General features: G+C 63.4%; 13 protein-coding genes. 7 read left to right on the top strand and 6 right to left on the bottom strand.

Translation table 11 applies throughout. The features are described from left to right. Positions 1-82: 82 nt before the first annotated feature. The 4 genes from pabB to M2395_RS11885 form a co-directional block, all read right to left on the bottom strand. Positions 83-1426, bottom strand: a complete 1344-nt coding sequence (gene pabB, locus M2395_RS11900; protein WP_123430265.1) for an aminodeoxychorismate synthase component I — start codon at positions 1424-1426, stop codon at positions 83-85. Positions 1427-1602: 176 nt separating this feature from the next. Then, positions 1603-2589 carry an alpha-L-glutamate ligase-like protein gene (locus tag M2395_RS11895; protein WP_015634740.1) on the bottom strand — a complete coding sequence of 329 codons (987 nt, stop codon included), beginning with the start codon at positions 2587-2589 and terminating at the stop codon, positions 1603-1605. Continuing rightward, entirely contained in the window at positions 2589-4121 is a 1533-nt protein-coding gene (locus M2395_RS11890) for an inactive transglutaminase family protein (protein WP_011060178.1), read from the bottom strand. The genes M2395_RS11895 and M2395_RS11890 overlap by 1 nt, the downstream gene beginning before the upstream one ends. A gap of 5 nt (positions 4122-4126) precedes the next feature. Beyond that, complete coding sequence (locus M2395_RS11885; RefSeq protein WP_011060179.1) at positions 4127-4663, bottom strand: ATP-dependent zinc protease; 537 nt, start codon at positions 4661-4663, stop codon at positions 4127-4129. Positions 4664-4930: 267 nt separating this feature from the next. Between M2395_RS11885 and M2395_RS11880 the strand changes: the two genes are divergently transcribed. From M2395_RS11880 to prpD, 6 genes are all read left to right on the top strand, one after another. Beyond that, complete coding sequence (locus M2395_RS11880; RefSeq protein ID WP_011060180.1) at positions 4931-5653, top strand: GntR family transcriptional regulator; 723 nt, start codon at positions 4931-4933, stop codon at positions 5651-5653. After that, the gene (gene prpB / locus M2395_RS11875) at positions 5650-6543 is read left to right on the top strand and encodes a methylisocitrate lyase (RefSeq protein ID WP_011060181.1); all 894 of its coding nucleotides are present in this window, start codon (positions 5650-5652) and stop codon (positions 6541-6543) included. The genes M2395_RS11880 and prpB overlap by 4 nt, the downstream gene beginning before the upstream one ends. A 174-nt stretch (positions 6544-6717) precedes the next feature. Then, complete coding sequence (prpC, locus tag M2395_RS11870) at positions 6718-7845, top strand: 2-methylcitrate synthase (protein ID WP_011060182.1); 1128 nt, start codon at positions 6718-6720, stop codon at positions 7843-7845. 201 nt (positions 7846-8046) lie between these two features. After that, a complete protein-coding gene (gene acnD, locus M2395_RS11865; protein WP_123430266.1) occupies positions 8047-10641 on the top strand; it encodes a Fe/S-dependent 2-methylisocitrate dehydratase AcnD in 2595 nt (864 codons plus the stop codon). Between the two features lie 61 nt (positions 10642-10702). Further along, positions 10703-11893: a 2-methylaconitate cis-trans isomerase PrpF gene (prpF, locus tag M2395_RS11860; RefSeq protein WP_123430267.1), complete on the top strand. Its 1191-nt coding sequence runs from the start codon at positions 10703-10705 to the stop codon at positions 11891-11893. A 177-nt stretch (positions 11894-12070) separates the two neighbouring features. Then, positions 12071-13555, top strand: a complete 1485-nt coding sequence (prpD, locus tag M2395_RS11855) for a 2-methylcitrate dehydratase (RefSeq protein WP_053157060.1) — start codon at positions 12071-12073, stop codon at positions 13553-13555. Positions 13556-13673: 118 nt separating this feature from the next. Here the strand turns inward: prpD and M2395_RS11850 are convergent, their stop codons facing one another. Further along, positions 13674-14627 carry a DMT family transporter gene (locus tag M2395_RS11850; protein ID WP_011060186.1) on the bottom strand — a complete coding sequence of 318 codons (954 nt, stop codon included), beginning with the start codon at positions 14625-14627 and terminating at the stop codon, positions 13674-13676. Positions 14628-14720: 93 nt separating this feature from the next. Here M2395_RS11850 and M2395_RS11845 point away from each other — a divergent pair, with 93 nt between their 5' ends. After that, a complete protein-coding gene (locus M2395_RS11845; protein ID WP_015634746.1) occupies positions 14721-16145 on the top strand; it encodes a PLP-dependent aminotransferase family protein in 1425 nt (474 codons plus the stop codon). 48 nt (positions 16146-16193) lie between these two features. On the opposite strand, the gene M2395_RS11840 is transcribed toward M2395_RS11845, so the two are convergent. Continuing rightward, positions 16194-17012 (bottom strand): pyruvate, water dikinase regulatory protein, encoded by an 819-nt coding sequence (locus tag M2395_RS11840; protein WP_011060188.1) that lies wholly within the window; start codon positions 17010-17012, stop codon positions 16194-16196. Positions 17013-17076: the final 64 nt, after the last annotated feature.

Raw genomic sequence — 17076 nt, 5'->3', positions numbered from 1 at the left:
CGACGCCTTCGCTGGCAAGCCAGCTCCTACGGGTGGGAGAACGACGCGCTCTTGTAGGAGCCGGCTTGCCGGCGAAGAGGCCCTAAAGCCCCTGCAATGTCTCCAGCAGCACCCGCACCTTGGTGATGGATTCCTGGTATTCCTCCTGCCAGTCGGAATCCGCGACTATTCCGCCGCCGCCCCAGCAACAGATCTGCCCATCTTTGGCCAGCAGGCTGCGGATGGCGATCGAACTGTCCATTTCTCCGCGCACGTCCAGGTACAGCAGCGAACCGCAGTACAGCGCACGCCGCGTGGGTTCCAGCTCATCGATGATCTGCATCGAGCGGATCTTCGGCGCGCCGGTGATCGAGCCACCGGGAAAGCTGCCGGCGATCAGGTCCAGGGCGTCCTTGCCGTCCGCCAGCTCGCCAGTGACGCTGCTCACCAGGTGGTGCACGTTGGGGTAGCTTTCCAGGCTGAACAGCTCCGGTACCCGTACCGAGCCTATGCGGCAGGTGCGCCCCAGGTCGTTGCGCAGCAGGTCGACGATCATCAGGTTTTCCGCCCGGTCCTTGGGGCTGGCCAGCAGCTCGGCGGCATTGGCCGCGTCCTGCGCGGCATCCCGGCCGCGGGGGCGTGTGCCCTTGATCGGGCGGGTTTCCACCCGGCCCTGGCTGACGTGGACAAAGCGCTCCGGCGACAGGCTCAGCACCGCACCGCCTTGCGGCAGCCGCTGGAAACCCGAGAACGGGGTCGGGCAGGCGGCGCGCAGGGCGCAATAGGCCGCCCAGGGATCCCCCTGGTACTGGCCGCGAAAGCGTTGGGCGAAGTTCACCTGATAGCAGTCGCCGGCCTGAATGTAGTGCTGGATGCGCTGGAACGCCTGGCGGTAGTCCTCGGCGCTCAGATCAGCCAGCATGGCGCCGGTCAGCTTGAATGCCGGCTGCGACACGGGCAGCGGCTGGCAGAACAGTTGAATCAGGCGCTGGCGCTCGGTGTCATCCAGGCTGGGGTGGAACACCAGCTGGCTGGTGCCTGCCTGGTGGTCGTTGATCAGCGCCCAGGCATACAGGCCAAAGCGTGCGTCGGGCAGTTGCAGGTCATCCCGGGCCTGGCTTGGCAGGCGCTCCAGATGGCGGCCGAAGTCATAGCTGAGGTAGCCGATCAGGCCGCCGGCGAAGGGCAGTTCATAAGGAGCGGGCAGTTGCGCCGGGCCCAGTTGCCCCAGGTTGTCCCGCAGGCGCTGGAGAAAGCCCCTGCCGCTTTCTGCGGCGGCCACGGTCAACTGCGCCAGGGGCCAGGCGCTGAGCAGGTCATAGCGCCCGCGCTCGGCGCTGGGCCGGCCGCTGTCCAGCAGCACGGCGCCGGGGGCGTGCTCGATTGCCGCGAAATACTCGGCGGGGTTGGTGCGGTAGGGGAGCGGGTGTACGGAACAGGTCAACATGCGGGGCAAATCAGCCATCGGAGCGCGGTTGGCGATTGTATGCCTCTGCAGGAGTTGCTCCTAGAGGGGATGTCGGTGTTTGCCCGGTTCGTGGCGTATTCACCGACCTGCAGCTGCTGCCGCAGGCTGCGAAAAGGTCCGCAGGACCTTCCGTTCGCACCCTGCGGCAGGCGCTATCAGCCTTCCACGGCAGGGATATGGCCGAACAGTTCCTGGGCGAAGCGTACCCGCTCCTCGACGCTTTCCTCGATGCCCTGGGCCTTGAGCTCCTCAAGGTGGGCTTCGATGGCGTGGGTGCGCTGGGTCAGGCCGCAATCGTTGGCGATCTGGATGTTCAGCCCCGGCCGCGCGTTGAGTTCGAGAATCAGCGGGCCCTTGTCCTGGTCCAGCACCATGTCCACGCCGATGTAGCCCAGGCCGCAGAGTTCGTAGCAGCCGGCCGCCAGCTTCATGAAGCCGTCCCAGTAGGGCAGTTGCACGCCGTCCACCGCGTTGGTGGTGTCCGGGTGCTTGGTGATGATGTTGTTCAGCCAGGTGCCGCGCAGGGTCAGGCCGGTGGCCAGGTCGACCCCGACGCCGATGGCACCCTGGTGCAGGTTGGCCTTGCCCCCGGACTGGCGGGTCGGCAGGCGCAGCATGGCCATCACCGGGTAGCCCATGAGCACGATGATGCGGATGTCCGGCACGCCTTCATAGCTGATGCTCTTGAAGATTTGGTCCGGGGTCACCCGGTACTCGATCAGCGCCCGGTCGCGGTGGCCGCCCAGGGAATACAGGCCGGTGAGGATGCTGGAGATATGGTGCTCGATCTCTTCGTGGCTGATGATCTTGCCGGACACCGTGCGATAGCGGCCCTCGAAGCGGTCGGCGATCACAATGATCCCGTCACCTCCGGCGCCCTGGGCCGGCTTGATCACGAAGTCGTTGCGCCCTTTGAGGATCTCGCCGAGCTTGTCGATTTCCTTCTCGGTGGAGATCACCCCGTACAGTTCCGGCACATGGATACCGGCCTTGATCGCCCGTTCCTTGGTGATGATCTTGTCATCGACGATGGGGTACAGGCTGCGCTTGTTGTACTTGAGCACGTAGTCGGCATTACGCCGGTTGATACCCATGATTCCCCGCGCTTCGAGGGCTTTCCAGGTCTTCCACAGGCCGAACATCAGGAGTCGGCCTTGACGAAGGCTTTGAAACGCACCAGCTCCGTCAGGCGGTAGCCGCGGTAGCGACCCATCGCCAGCATGAAGCCCACCAGGATCAGCAGCATCGCCGGGAAGGTAAAGACGAAGTAGGTGAGTTCCGGCACGCTCATGATCAGGTGCGCCAGGGAGGCGGCGAACAGGGTGCCGATGGCGACTTTCATCGCATGGCCGCCGCCGCGCTCTTCCCAGGTGATGGACAGGCGTTCGATGGTCATGGTCAGGATCACCATCGGGAACAGTGCCACCGATAGGCCGCGTTCCAGGCCCAGCTTGTGGCTGAACAGGCTGATGGCGGCGATCAGCACCACGACGAAGGTCAGTACCACCGAGAGTCGCGGCAGCATCTGCAACTTCAAGTGTTCGAGGTAGGAGCGCAAGGACAGCCCGAGCGCGGTGATCACCGTGAACAGCACGATGCCAAAGCCCAACTGGGTCTCGCGGAAGGCCAGGGCGATCAGCACCGGGGTGAAGGTGCCAAGGGTCTGCAGGCCGATCAGGTTGCGCAGCACCAGGATCACCAGCACGCCGATGGGGATCATCACCATGATCATGAAGGTCTGCTGGGTCTGCAGCGGCAGGCCGTACAGCGAGTATTCGAGGAAGTTGGCGTCGGTGTTCTCGTCGGTCAGCTTGGCCAGGCGAATGGCGTTCATTTCGCTGTTGTTGAGGCTGAAGGTGACGTTGGCTTTCTTGCCTCCATCGACGGTGATCAGGTTGTCGTCGCCGGTCCACCACAGCAGGCGGTCGCTGGGCATGCCCTGCTCACCGGTTTCCGGGTTGAAGTACAGCCAGTCGGTGCCGTTGAAGCTGCGCAGCCAGAGCTCCGGGGTCTGCGGCTGGTCGGCCACCAGGCGGATGGTGTGGACCTTTTCCACCGGCACGTGGGCGATGGACAGCAGCAGCTCGACAATCTTCGCCTTGTTGGTGCTGGACGGATCGCCGGCCAGCAGCAGCTTGGCGTTGTCATCATTGGCGTTGTTGACCCGCTTGATGGCTTCGCTGATGAAGGTCTCGACGTCCGCCGAATGCTGGCGGATCGGCGCCAGCAGGGCGTCGGCGGCGATCTTTTCCGGGCCTTCCACGGCCATGCTGTCACGGAAGGTCGGGCCCTTGACCTTGGCTTTCTCGGCGCTGTAGCGCTTGGTCAGCACCAGGCGGTAGTACAGGGTCTGGTTACCCTTGGCCCGGCGCGCCGACCAAGTGACCTTGCGGTTGCCGTCGACGCGGTTCACCGCCACCCCGTAGTTGTTGGAAATGAAGCTCTCGTTGAGGCTCACGTAATCGCGGCTCAGGGGCGGCACGAACATCTGGATCTTGATCGGGTCCTTGCCGTTGGCGACGAACTCGACCTTGGCATCGATGTTCCACAGATCGTCGGTAGCGTCTTCGGTCACCGGAATGCCGAGCACGAAGATCTGATAGGCCGTGATCGAAATGCCCAGCACCACCAGGATGGCGATCAGGACTTTCAGATGAAGGGTAAGAGAGCGCATTGGAATTACTCTGCGGTATGAGCGTCGGTGGCGCAGGCGGGTTTGCCAGCAGCGTATTTAAGACTGGGGTCGACCAGCGCATCGAAGCGTTTCAGGGCTTCGGAGCCGATCAGGAGCGGGTATTGGAATGCGCTGCGGTCGGTCAAGTTCACTTCGATGCTGCGCAAGGCGCTGCCCATGCAGACATCCAGGGCGATGACCGGCCGTGCGGTGTAGTTCTTGTCCTCATCGGGGTCGTAGTCGCCGGCACGGCGCTTGATCTTGCTGACCCGGGCCAGGGGCCGTTCGATGGGATGGGAATGGGCGGCGTCGATCGCCAGGTAGAAACGCACCCAGGACTCGCCATTGCGCTTGAAGCGCTTGATGTCGCGGGCACTCAGGGAAGCGGTCTTGGCCCCGGTGTCGAGCTTGGCCGCGACCTCCAGGTCGATGCCGGACAGCCGAGCGTATTCATTCAAGCCGTAGACAGTCTTGCCGGCGGCGGCGCTGATGCCGGGCAGGGCAAGCAGGCAGAGCAGTAGGGGAAGGGCCTTGAGTCTCATAGATCCTGATGGGCATGGGTTCTTCAGTTCAAGGCGACCGGCATTGCTGCGCAAGCTCCCTCGTATGCGTGCCATAAAAAGATGACAGGCCAATGCGGGCGGCATTCTAGCATGCTGGTTTTATGGCGCCAGCGCCGGGGGCGGGCCTTTTGTCTTGCCCTGGCGCTTAGGGTTATTAGACGATTGTCGACAATCTCTATTTTTCCTTTGACTGTTTTCGGTGTATTGGCTAATTTTTGCCTCATTGATTTTAAAGGTGTCGACAATATGCTGGATCAACTCGAACACCCGATGCAGGCACAGGACGATTCTGAAACCCTGTCCGAAAACGTCTTCCGGCGGATCCAGGCGGCCATCGTCAAGGGCGAGATCGCCCCGGGCAGCAAGATCTCCGAGCCCGAGCTGGCGCGCACCTACGGCATCAGTCGCGGTCCGCTGCGCGAGGCCATCCACCGCCTGGAAGGTCAGCGTCTGCTGGTGCGGGTGCCCCATGTCGGCGCCCGGGTGGTGTCCCTGAGCCATGCCGAGCTGATCGAACTCTACGAAATCCGTGAGTCCCTGGAAGGCATGGCCTGTCGCTTGGCGGCCGAGCGCATGACCACCGAGGAAATCGACGAACTGCGCCGGGTGCTCGATACCCACGAACGCGATGCGGCGTTCCAGGCCGGCGTCGGCTACTACCAGCAGGAAGGGGACTTCGACTTCCACTACCGGATCATCCAGGGCGCCGGCAACCGCACCCTCACGCAGATGCTCTGCGGCGAGCTGTATCAATTGGTGCGCATGTACCGCATCCAGTTTTCCGCGACCCCCAACCGCCCGCACCAGGCCTTTGCCGAACACCACCGGATTCTCGATGCCATTGCCGATCGCGACGGCGAACTGGCCGAGTTGTTGATGCGCCGCCACATCGGCGCCTCGAAACGCAATATCGCGCGTCACTACCAGGACAGCGCCCATCAGACAGCCACTCCACGAGGTGAGTCATGAGTTCCAACAAGAGCACTCCAGGCCAGCGTTTCCGCGATGCGGTCGCCAGCGAACAGCCGTTGCAAGTGGTCGGCGCGATCAACGCCAACCATGCCCTGCTGGCCAAGCGCGCCGGTTTCAAGGCCATCTACCTGTCGGGCGGCGGGGTCGCTGCCGGCTCCCTCGGCGTGCCTGACCTGGGCATTACCGGTCTGGACGACGTTCTCACTGATGTGCGTCGTATTACCGACGTCTGCGACCTGCCGCTGCTGGTGGACGTGGACACCGGTTTCGGTTCGTCGGCCTTCAACGTGGCGCGCACCGTCAAGTCGATGATCAAGTTCGGCGCCGCGGCGATCCATATCGAAGACCAGGTCGGCGCCAAGCGCTGCGGTCACCGCCCTAACAAGGAGATCGTTTCCCAGCAGGAAATGGTCGACCGCATCAAGGCCGCGGTGGATGCCCGTACCGACGACAGCTTCGTGATCATGGCGCGCACCGACGCCCTGGCGGTGGAAGGCCTGGAGTCGGCCCTGGAACGCGCCGCGGCGTGCATCGAGGCCGGCGCTGACATGGTGTTCCCGGAAGCCATCACCGAGCTCGAGATGTACAAGATCTTCGCCGATCGGGTGAAAGCCCCGATCCTGGCCAACATCACCGAATTCGGCGCCACACCGCTGTACACCACCGAACAGTTGAAATCCGTGGATGTTTCCCTGGTGCTGTACCCGCTGTCGGCGTTCCGTGCCATGAACAAGGCCGCAGAAAACGTCTACACCGCGATCCGTCGCGACGGTACCCAGCAAAATGTGATCGACACCATGCAGACCCGCATGGAACTGTACGAGCGCATCGATTACCACAGCTTCGAGCAGAAGCTCGATGCGCTGTTCGCGCAGAAGAAAGGCTGAATCAATCCCTGTGGGAACGAGCTAGCTCGCGATGGCCGTCAGCGATAACGCGCAGCCCCTGATTCGCTGGGGCGCGCGGGCTCGGATCGCGAGCAAGCTCGCTCCTGCACTGTCGGGGGAGCCCCGACCCGTGAAGTTGCCAAGTCCCTAACAAATTCAAGATTGGAGAGAGCAATGGCCGAAGCAAAAGTATTGAGTGGTGCAGGTCTGCGCGGCCAGGTGGCCGGGCAAACCGCGCTGTCCACCGTGGGCCAGGCCGGTGCCGGGTTGACCTACCGCGGCTATGACGTGCGCGAACTGGCGGCCGATGCGCAGTTTGAGGAAGTCGCCTACCTGTTGCTGTACGGCGACCTGCCGACCCAGGAACAACTGGCCGCCTACAGCGCCAAGCTGAGCAAGCTGCGCGATCTGCCACAGGCGCTGAAGGAAGTGCTGGAGCGCATACCGGCCCAGGCCCATCCGATGGATGTGATGCGTACCGGTTGCTCGTTCCTGGGCAACATCGAGCCGGAGAAGGACTTCTCCCAGCAGCACGACGTCACCGACCGCCTGCTGGCGGCCTTCCCGGCGATCATGTGCTACTGGTACCGCTTCAGCCACGAAGGCGTGCGCATCAATTGCGTGAGCGACGAGCAGACCATCGGTGGCCACTTCCTGCACTTGCTGCACGGCAAGAAGCCCAGTGACTTGCACGTCAAGGTGATGAACGTCTCGCTGATCCTCTATGCCGAGCACGAATTCAATGCCTCCACCTTCACCGCCCGGGTCTGTGCCTCGACCCTGTCGGACCTCTATTCCTGTGTCACCGCGGCCATCGGTTCGCTACGCGGCCCGCTGCACGGCGGCGCCAACGAAGCGGCCATGGAGCTGATCGAGCGCTTCCAGAGCCCCGAGGAGGCGACTGCCGAGTTGCTGCGGATGCTCGAGCGCAAGGACAAGATCATGGGCTTTGGCCATGCGATCTACAAAGACAGCGACCCGCGCAACGAGGTGATCAAGGGCTGGTCGCAGAAGCTGGCTGACGAAGTCGGTGACAAGGTGCTGTTCCCGGTGTCCGAAGCCATCGACAAGACCATGTGGGAGCAGAAGAAACTCTTCCCCAATGCCGATTTCTACCACGCCTCGGCGTACCACTTCATGGGCATCCCGACCAAGCTGTTCACACCGATCTTCGTCTGCTCACGCCTGACCGGCTGGGCCGCCCACGTGTTCGAGCAGCGTGCCAACAACCGCATCATCCGTCCAAGCGCCGAGTACATCGGCGTTGAACAGCGCAAGTTCGTGCCAATCGAGCGCCGCTGACCGGGAGGGCGCCGGTACTGTTGATTGAATGCACCGCAGCACCTGCAGGAGCGAGCTTGCTCGCGATAGCGATGGACCAGCCGACAGCGATGTCGGACCTGATTCAGTCATCGCGAGCAAGCTCGCTCCTGCAAGGGATAGATGCCCATTCAACACGGTGCCAGGCGCTCCCTTTGAAACTACCGTGACCGAGCCCTGACCATGAACAGTGAATTTCGCAAGACGCTGCCCGGCAGCCAACTGGACTATTTCGACGCCCGGGCGGCGGTCGATGCGCTTAAGCCAGGCGCCTACGACAGCCTGCCCTACACCTCCCGCGTACTGGCGGAAAACCTGGTGCGCCGCTGTGATCCGGCAACCCTCAACGCTTCCCTCGGCCAACTGATCGAACGCCGCGACGACCTGGACTTCCCCTGGTTCCCGGCCCGTGTGGTGTGCCACGACATTCTTGGCCAGACCGCACTGGTGGACCTGGCCGGCCTGCGCGACGCCATCGCCGACCAGGGCGGTGACCCGGCGCTGGTCAACCCGGTGGTGCCGACCCAGTTGATCGTCGACCACTCCCTGGCGGTGGAGTGCGGCGGTTTCGACCCGGACGCCTTCGACAAGAACCGCGCCATCGAAGACCGGCGCAACGAAGACCGGTTCCACTTCATCAACTGGACCAAGAAGGCCTTCAAGAACGTCGACGTGATCCCGCCCGGCAACGGCATCATGCACCAGATCAACCTGGAGAAAATGTCCCCGGTGATCCAGGTGCTCGACGGTGTGGCGTTCCCCGATACCTGCGTCGGCACCGACAGCCATACCCCGCACGTGGATGCCCTGGGCGTGATCGCCATCGGCGTGGGCGGCCTGGAAGCCGAGAACGTCATGCTCGGTCGTGCATCGTGGATGCGCCTGCCGGACATCATCGGCGTCGAGCTCACTGGCAAGCTGCAACCCGGGATCACCGCCACCGACATGGTGCTGGCGCTGACCGAGTTCCTGCGCAAGCAGAAGGTGGTGGGTGCCTGGCTGGAGTTCTTCGGCGAAGGCGCCGCGGCGCTGACCCTGGGCGACCGTGCGACCATTTCCAACATGGCCCCGGAATACGGCGCCACCGCGGCGATGTTCTACATCGACCAGCAGACCATCGACTACCTCAAGCTCACCGGTCGTGAAGACGAGCAGGTGCGTTTGGTCGAAAGCTACGCCAAGCACACCGGCCTTTGGGCCGACAGCCTGAAGAGCGCACGCTACGAGCGCGGCCTGCAGTTCGACCTGTCGTCGGTGGTGCGCAACATGGCCGGGCCGAGCAACCCGCACGCCCGGGTCGCCACCAGCGACCTGGCGGCCAAGGGCATCGCCGGGCAGTGGTCCGAAACCCCGGGGCAGATGCCGGACGGCGCGGTGATCATCGCCGCGATCACCAGTTGCACCAACACCAGCAACCCGCGCAACGTGATCGCCGCCGGCCTGCTGGCGCGCAACGCCAACAAGCTGGGGCTGACCCGCAAGCCATGGGTCAAGTCGTCCCTGGCCCCGGGTTCGAAAACCGTGGCCATGTACCTGGAAGAGGCCGGCCTGGGCCATGAGCTGGAGCAACTGGGCTTTGGCGTGGTGGCTTTTGCCTGCACCACCTGCAACGGCATGTCCGGTGCCCTCGATCCGGTGATCCAGAAGGAAATCATCGACCGCGACCTGTACGCCACCGCCGTGCTGTCGGGCAACCGCAACTTCGATGGGCGCATCCACCCTTACGCCAAGCAGGCGTTCCTGGCTTCGCCGCCGCTGGTGGTGGCCTACGCCATTGCCGGCACCATCCGTTTCGATATCGAAAAGGACGTGCTGGGCCTGGACGCCAACGGCCGGGAAATCCGCCTCAAGGACATCTGGCCGAGCGATGAGGAGATCGATGCGGTGGTCAAGGCGGCGGTCAAGCCGGAGCAGTTCCGCAAGGTCTACATCCCGATGTTCGCCATCCACGAAGACACCGGCCCGAAAGTCGAGCCGCTGTATGAGTGGCGCCCGCAGAGCACCTACATCCGCCGTCCGCCGTACTGGGAAGGGGCCCTGGCCGGTGAGCGCAGCCTGACCGGGATGCGCCCGCTGGCGGTGTTGCCGGACAACATCACCACCGACCACCTGTCGCCGTCCAACGCCATCATGGCGGGCAGCGCGGCCGGCGAGTACCTGGCGAAAATGGGCCTGCCGGAAGAGGACTTCAACTCCTACGCGACCCACCGTGGCGACCACTTGACCGCTCAGCGCGCGACCTTCGCCAACCCGAAACTGTTCAACGAAATGGTCCAGGAAAACGGCAAGGTCAAGCAGGGTTCCCTGGCGCGGATCGAGCCGGAAGGCAAAGTGACGCGGATGTGGGAAGCCATCGAAACCTACATGCAGCGCAAGCAGCCGCTGATCATCGTTGCCGGTGCCGACTACGGCCAGGGCTCGTCCCGCGACTGGGCAGCCAAGGGCGTGCGCCTGGCGGGGGTGGAAGCCATCGTCGCCGAAGGCTTCGAGCGCATCCATCGTACCAACCTGGTGGGCATGGGCGTGCTGCCGCTGGAGTTCCTCGCGGGCACCGACCGCAAGACCCTGGGTATCGACGGCACTGAAACCTACGACGTGATCGGCGCGCGCACGCCTCGGGCGCAACTGACCCTGGTGATCAACCGCAAGAACGGCGAGCGGCTCGAGGTGCCGGTGACCTGCCGCCTCGACACCGCCGAAGAGGTATCGATCTACGAGGCGGGCGGGGTGCTGCAACGCTTCGCCCAGGACTTCCTGGAATCGGCAGTAGCCAGCTAAGCAACGTACCGGGGGCGGGCCGCAAGGCGCCGCCCCCGGTCATTATCGGGACCTGAAATTCATGGCATTCGTAGCGCAGATCAAGATTCCCGCCACCTACATGCGTGGCGGCACCAGCAAGGGCGTGTTCTTCAACCTGCAGGACCTGCCCGAGGCGGCCCAACTGCCGGGCGCAGCCCGTGATGCCCTGCTGTTGCGGGTGATCGGCAGCCCCGATCCCTATGACAAGCAGATCGACGGCATGGGCGGCGCCACGTCCAGCACCAGCAAGACGGTGATCCTGTCCAGGAGCATCAAGGCCGACCACGACGTCGACTACCTGTTCGGCCAGGTGGCCATCGACAAGGCCTTTGTCGACTGGAGCGGCAACTGCGGCAACCTCTCGGCGGCAGTGGGCTCCTTCGCCATCAGCAGCGGCCTGGTGGACCCGGCGCGCATTCCGCAGAACGGCGTGGCGGTGGTGCGCATCTGGCAGGCCAATATCGGCAAGAGCATCATCGCCCACGTGCCGATCACCAACGGCGAGGTCCAGGAAACCGGCGACTTCGAGCTGGACGGCGTGACTTTCCCGGCGGCCGAAGTGCAGCTGGAGTTCCTTGACCCTGCGGCCGAGGAAGAGGGTGCGGGCGGTTCGATGTTCCCCACCGGCAACCTGGTGGACGACCTGGAAGTGCCCGGTGTCGGCACCTTCAAGGCGACCCTGATCAATGCCGGGATTCCGACGATCTTCGTCAACGCGGCAGACATCGGCTATCGCGGTACCGAGCTGCAGGGCGATATCAATGGCGACCCCAAGGCCCTGGCGATGTTCGAGACCATCCGCGCCCATGGCGCCCTGCGCATGGGCCTGATCAAACACCTGGATGAAGCCGCCCAGCGCCAGCACACGCCGAAAGTGGCCTTTGTCGCCGCGCCTGCGGACTACCAGGCCTCCAGCGGCAAGTCGATCAAGGCCGGGGACGTCGACCTGCTGGTGCGGGCCATGTCCATGGGCAAGCTGCACCACGCGATGATGGGCACCGCGGCGGTGGCCATAGGTACCGCGGCGGCGATTCCCGGGACCCTGGTCAACCTGGCGGCCGGTGGTGGCGCGCGCAGCGCGGTACGTTTCGGCCATCCCTCGGGCACCTTGCGCGTCGGCGCCGAAGCCACCCGGAGCGGCGGTGACTGGACGGTGGTCAAGGCCATCATGAGCCGCAGCGCGCGGGTGCTGATGGAAGGCTGGGTGCGAGTGCCCGGCGACAGTTTCTAGGAAGAGAAGCGCTTGCTGTGGAGGGGCTTGCTGTCCAGCGGGAGCAAGCTCCCTCGCCACAGCCGCTGGTTGTGATTGAATCGCTGAGCAGGCGCAGACCTGCGATGCCGTTATTGACCTGAACCTGTCACTGAGGAATCGACACCACCTACCATCCTGTACTGGAGTGAAGCGCTCATGAGCAGCAACGTTGACCTGAACAACCGTCCCGATTACGACCAGGTCCTGCAGGACATTGCCGATTACGTCCTGGATTATTCCATCGACTCCCGAGAAGCCCTCGATACCGCACGCAATTGCCTGATGGACACCCTGGGCTGCGGCCTGCTGGCCCTGCGTTTTCCCGAATGCACCAAGCACCTGGGGCCGATCGTCGAAGGTACCGTGGTGCCTTTCGGTGCCCGGGTGCCCGGCACCAGCTATCGCCTCGACCCGGTGAAGGCGGCCTGGGACATCGGCTGCATCGTGCGCTGGCTGGACTACAACGACACCTGGCTCGCGGCCGAATGGGGCCACCCCTCGGACAACCTCGGGGGAATTCTCGCGGTGGCCGATCACCTGTCACAAAAGCGCGTGGCCAATGGCGAAGCACCGCTGACCATGAATGATGTGCTCAAGGCCATGATCATGGCCCATGAGATTCAAGGCGTGATTGCCCTGGAAAACTCCTTCAACCGTGTCGGCCTCGATCATGTGCTGCTGGTGAAAGTGGCTTCCACCGCGGTGTGCGCCAAGCTGATGGGGGCCAATCGCGAGCAGTTGCTGGCGGCACTGTCCCAGGCCTTTGTCGATGGCCAGGCGCTGCGTACCTATCGCCATGCACCCAATGCCGGTTCGCGCAAATCCTGGGCGGCGGGGGATGCCTCCAGCCGTGGAGTGCGCCTGGCGGATATCGCCCTGCGTGGCGAGATGGGCATTCCCGGCGTCCTGACGGCGCCGCAGTGGGGCTTCTATGACGTGCTGTTCAGCCATACCAACAAGGACCTGGCACTCAAACCCGAGGGCCAGCGGCAGTTCAGCCTGACGCAGAAATACGCCAGCTACGTGATGGAAAACGTGCTGTTCAAGATCAGTTTCCCGGCAGAATTCCATGCGCAAACGGCCTGCGAAGCGGCGGTGACCTTGCATCCTCTGGTGCGCAACCGCCTGCACGAAATCGACCGCATCGTCATCACCACCCATGAGTCGGCGATCCGCATCATTTCCAAGGTCGGGCCGCTGGCCAATGCCGCCGACCGCGACCACTGCCTGCAATACATGACCGCCGTGCCCCTGGCCTTCGGCACCCTGGTGGCGGAGCATTACGAGGACGATTTCCATGCCGCGCACCCGATCATCGATCAGTTGCGCGAGAAGATGCACATCGTCGAAGAGCCTCGCTACACCCGTGAATACCTGGAAGCCGACAAACGCTCCATTGCCAATGCGATCCAGGTGTTCTTCAAGGACGGCTCCAGCACCGAGCAGGTCGCGGTGGAATACCCCATTGGCCACCGGCGCCGCCGCGCCGAAGGCATCCCGCTGCTGGAAGACAAGTTCAAGGCCAACCTGGCCACGCGCTTCACGGCCCAGCGTGCGACGCAGATTTTCCAGCTGTGCAAGGATCAGGCGCGGCTTGAGGCGACGCCGGTGCACCGGTTCGTCGACCTGCTGGTGATCTGAAACCCACCCTTGTAGGGGCGAGCTTGCTCGCGATGAACGTCAATGATGACGCGGGCTCGCTGGGCGGACGCGATGTCCTCAAAGCCTTCGCGAGCAAGCTCGCTCCTACAGAATCTCTTTAGCGTCGGGCGGGCTTTCCGGACAGCCATTTGTCCAGGGGCAGTTTGGTGATGGCGAAACCGCCGAGCAAGGTCGAGGAATACAGCAGCAGGTCCCGGGACAGGCTCTGGCCTTCGTACCAGGCGCCGATGATCACCGCGAACACCGGAAAAATGATGAACACGAAGGACAGGATCACCGGGTTCAGTCGTTTCAGCAGGAAAAAATAGACAATGAACCCACCCACCGAAGCCGCCAGCCCCAGATACAGCAGGGCGCCCCAGGAACGCGGGCTGATGGCGGAAAAGTCCGGGTGCTCGATCCCCAACCCCGCCAAGCACAGCAGTAGACCGGCGATGCCGATCGGCAAGGTGTTGTAGGTGATGACGCTGATGGCGCTGCCGTGTTTCTTGGTGACCACGTAACACAGTGCATGCAGCAGCGCCGCGCCGAGAATTGCCAGTACTCCCGAGAGTTCATTGTGGTCGCTGAGCAGGCCCTGGCCGCGAATGATCTGGAACAGGCTGGCAAAGCCGATGGCGATGCCGAGCAGTTGCGCCAGGTGAATCTTCTCCCGCAGCAGCAGGGCGGAAAAAATCAGGATGAACACCGGCATGCAACTGAACAGCAGCGCGGTCAGGCCGGAGGAAACGTGTACCTCGCCGTAGTTGAGCAGGGTGTAGGGCAGGCTGAAGTAGCACAGGGTGACGAATGCCAGGAAGCCCCGGCTGCCCTTGGGAAACATCAGCGGCTCGCGGCGCAGCCAGGCAAAACAGGCGAACAGCGGGAAGGCAATCAGAAAGCGCAGGCCTGCGGCGGTCAGTGGCGGCACGCTTTGCACCGCAATCTTGATGCCCAGCCAGGTGGTGCCCCAACTCAGGCAGACAATCAGGAACAGGGTGCAGGTCACCAGGGTGGCAAGCCAGGGGCGGGGCAGGGCCCGGGTGTCGGATATGACGGTGCTGGTATTCACGCTGGCATTCCTTTCGTGATGGGCAATTGATCTCTATATTGGGCGAGTCATTTGCGGTAATTGAGCCCTTGAGCAACGCTATTGGTGAAAGTGATGGCTGTCAAAGTAAGTATTGACACAGTGTCAATGATGCGTTCCGCATTGCAGGAAGGGGTGGGCGCCAAGTACAAGCGACTGGCCGAGACCCTGGAAAAGGCCATTGCCGACGGTACGCTGGCTCCCGGTAGCAAACTGCCGCCCCATCGCCTGTTGGCGGACAAGCTGGGCGTGACCATTGGCACCATCAGCCGCGCGTACGCCGAGCTGGAACGCCTGGGACAGGTGGTGGCACGGGTCGGCGATGGTACTTATGTGCGCCAGGACGGTTTGCAGCGCCAGCGCGACAGCGGCTTTCGCAACGTCGCCGAGGAGCCGGAGGCGCTGTTCGACATGAGCCGCAACACCCATATTCCCGGCCAGGAAAGCCATTTCATCGCTCAGGGCTTGCGGGCATTGGCAGAAGATCCTTTGGGACTGCAGCAAATCGCCCGTTACAGCGCCGAGGCCGGTCTGGCGCGGTATCGCGCCGCGGGTGCGCGCTGGCTGACCCAGGATGGCCTGCAGGCGGATCCCGAGCAGGTGATTTGCGTCAACGGCGCCCAGCACGGCTTGCATGTCGCCTTGCTGGCACTGCTCAAGCCCGGCGATACGCTGGCCACTGAACACCTGACCTATCCGGGCCTGATCAGCACGGCGCGAATGTTGGGCATCAAGCTCCTGGGGTTGCCGATGGACGCACAGGGGCTGTTGCCGGAGGCCCTGGACGAAGCGTGCCGGCAGCACCGCATTTCAGCGCTGTATTGCACCCCGACCCTGCAAAACCCCACGGCTGCGGTGCAGTCCGCTGCGCGGCGCGAGGCCGTGGCGGAGCTCTGTCGCCGGCATAACCTGTTGATTCTTGAGGATGAAACCCACGCCGTGCTGATGGAGCGGCGCCCGGCGCCCCTGGCCCATTTCGCAGCGGAGCGCACGGTGCTGATCAGCAGTCTGAGCAAGGCCGTGGCGTCAGGGCTGCGGGTCGGTTTCCTGCATGCGCCGTCGCCCCTGGTGGGACGTTTGGCCGCAGCGGTACGCGCCACCTGCTGGATGGCCACGCCTTTGCCGCTGGAGCTGGTAGCGGGCTGGATCGACACGGGAGTTGCCGAGCGCCTGCGTCAGCAGCAGATGGCCGAAATCGCCCGGCGCAAGGAGCTGGTCACGGAGGTGTTGCAGGGGCTGGAGTGGCGCAGTCCGGAGGGTTGCCCGCATTTCTGGATCAGGGTTCCGGAGCCGTGGCGTGCCTCTGAAATCGAGGCGGATCTCAAGCATCAGGGATACCTGGTGGCCACTGCCGAAGCCTTTGCCGTGGGCCAGGCGGCGGTGCCGCAATTCGTCCGGGCCAGTGTCTGCAATACCTCCGCGGATGATCGTCGGCTGCAGGACGGCTTTGCCGCGTTGGCCGCGGCCTTGAAGCAGGAGAGCGGGCTGTCCCGCTGGTAGGGCGGTAGGCGAGGGGCAGTGCGGGCCTCGCCGTCGGTCGCGCAGAGGTTACTTGAAGCGCCGTTCCACGCCTTTTTCCACGAGGATCTTGGCCGAGATCTCTTCCACCGAGAAATGGGTGGAATTGATGTGGGGGATGTTTTCGCGGCGGAACAGGTTTTCCACTTCGCGCACTTCGAATTCGCACTGGGCGTAGCTGGAATAGCGACTGTTGGGCTTGCGCTCGTTGCGGATCGCGGTGAGGCGGTCGGGGTCGATGGTCAGGCCGAACAGCTTGTGCTTGTGGGCGCGCAGGGCATTGGGCAGCTGCAGGCGCTCCATGTCTTCCTCGGTCAGCGGGTAGTTGGCCGCGCGGATGCCGAATTGCATGGCCATGTACAGGCAGGTCGGGGTCTTGCCGCAACGCGACACGCCCACCAGGATCAGGTCGGCCTTGTCGTAGTAGTGGGTGCGGGCGCCGTCGTCGTTGTCCAGGGCGAAGTTCACCGCCTCGATCCGCTCCATGTAGTTGGAGTTGTGGCCAATGGAGTGGGATTTGCCGACGGAGTAGGAGGAATGTTCGCTCAGCTCCTGTTCCAGGGGCGCGAGGAAGGTCGAGAAGATGTCGATCATGAAACCATTGGAGGTCGCGAGGATCTCACGAATGTCCTGATTGACGATGGTGTCGAAGATAATCGGGCGATGGCCGTCTTTTTCGGCGGCTATATTGATTTGTTGTACCATGGCCCGCGCTTTTTCCATGCTGTCGATATACGGCCGCGTGAATTTGCTGAAGGTAACGTTTTCGAACTGCGCCAACAGGCTCTGGCCGAGGGTTTCCGCTGTGATGCCGGTACCGTCGGAGATAAAGAAAGCAGATCGTTTCATTTGCGGCTTGGGCCTTAAGCTAGTGACGATTCTTGGATATGATAGGCGCGATTTGTCGGCCGGG

The organism is Pseudomonas sp. BIGb0176 (assembly GCF_024810175.1).
GTDB classification, from domain to species: domain Bacteria; phylum Pseudomonadota; class Gammaproteobacteria; order Pseudomonadales; family Pseudomonadaceae; genus Aquipseudomonas; species Aquipseudomonas protegens.
This window is presented reverse-complemented; position numbering and strand designations above follow the sequence as displayed.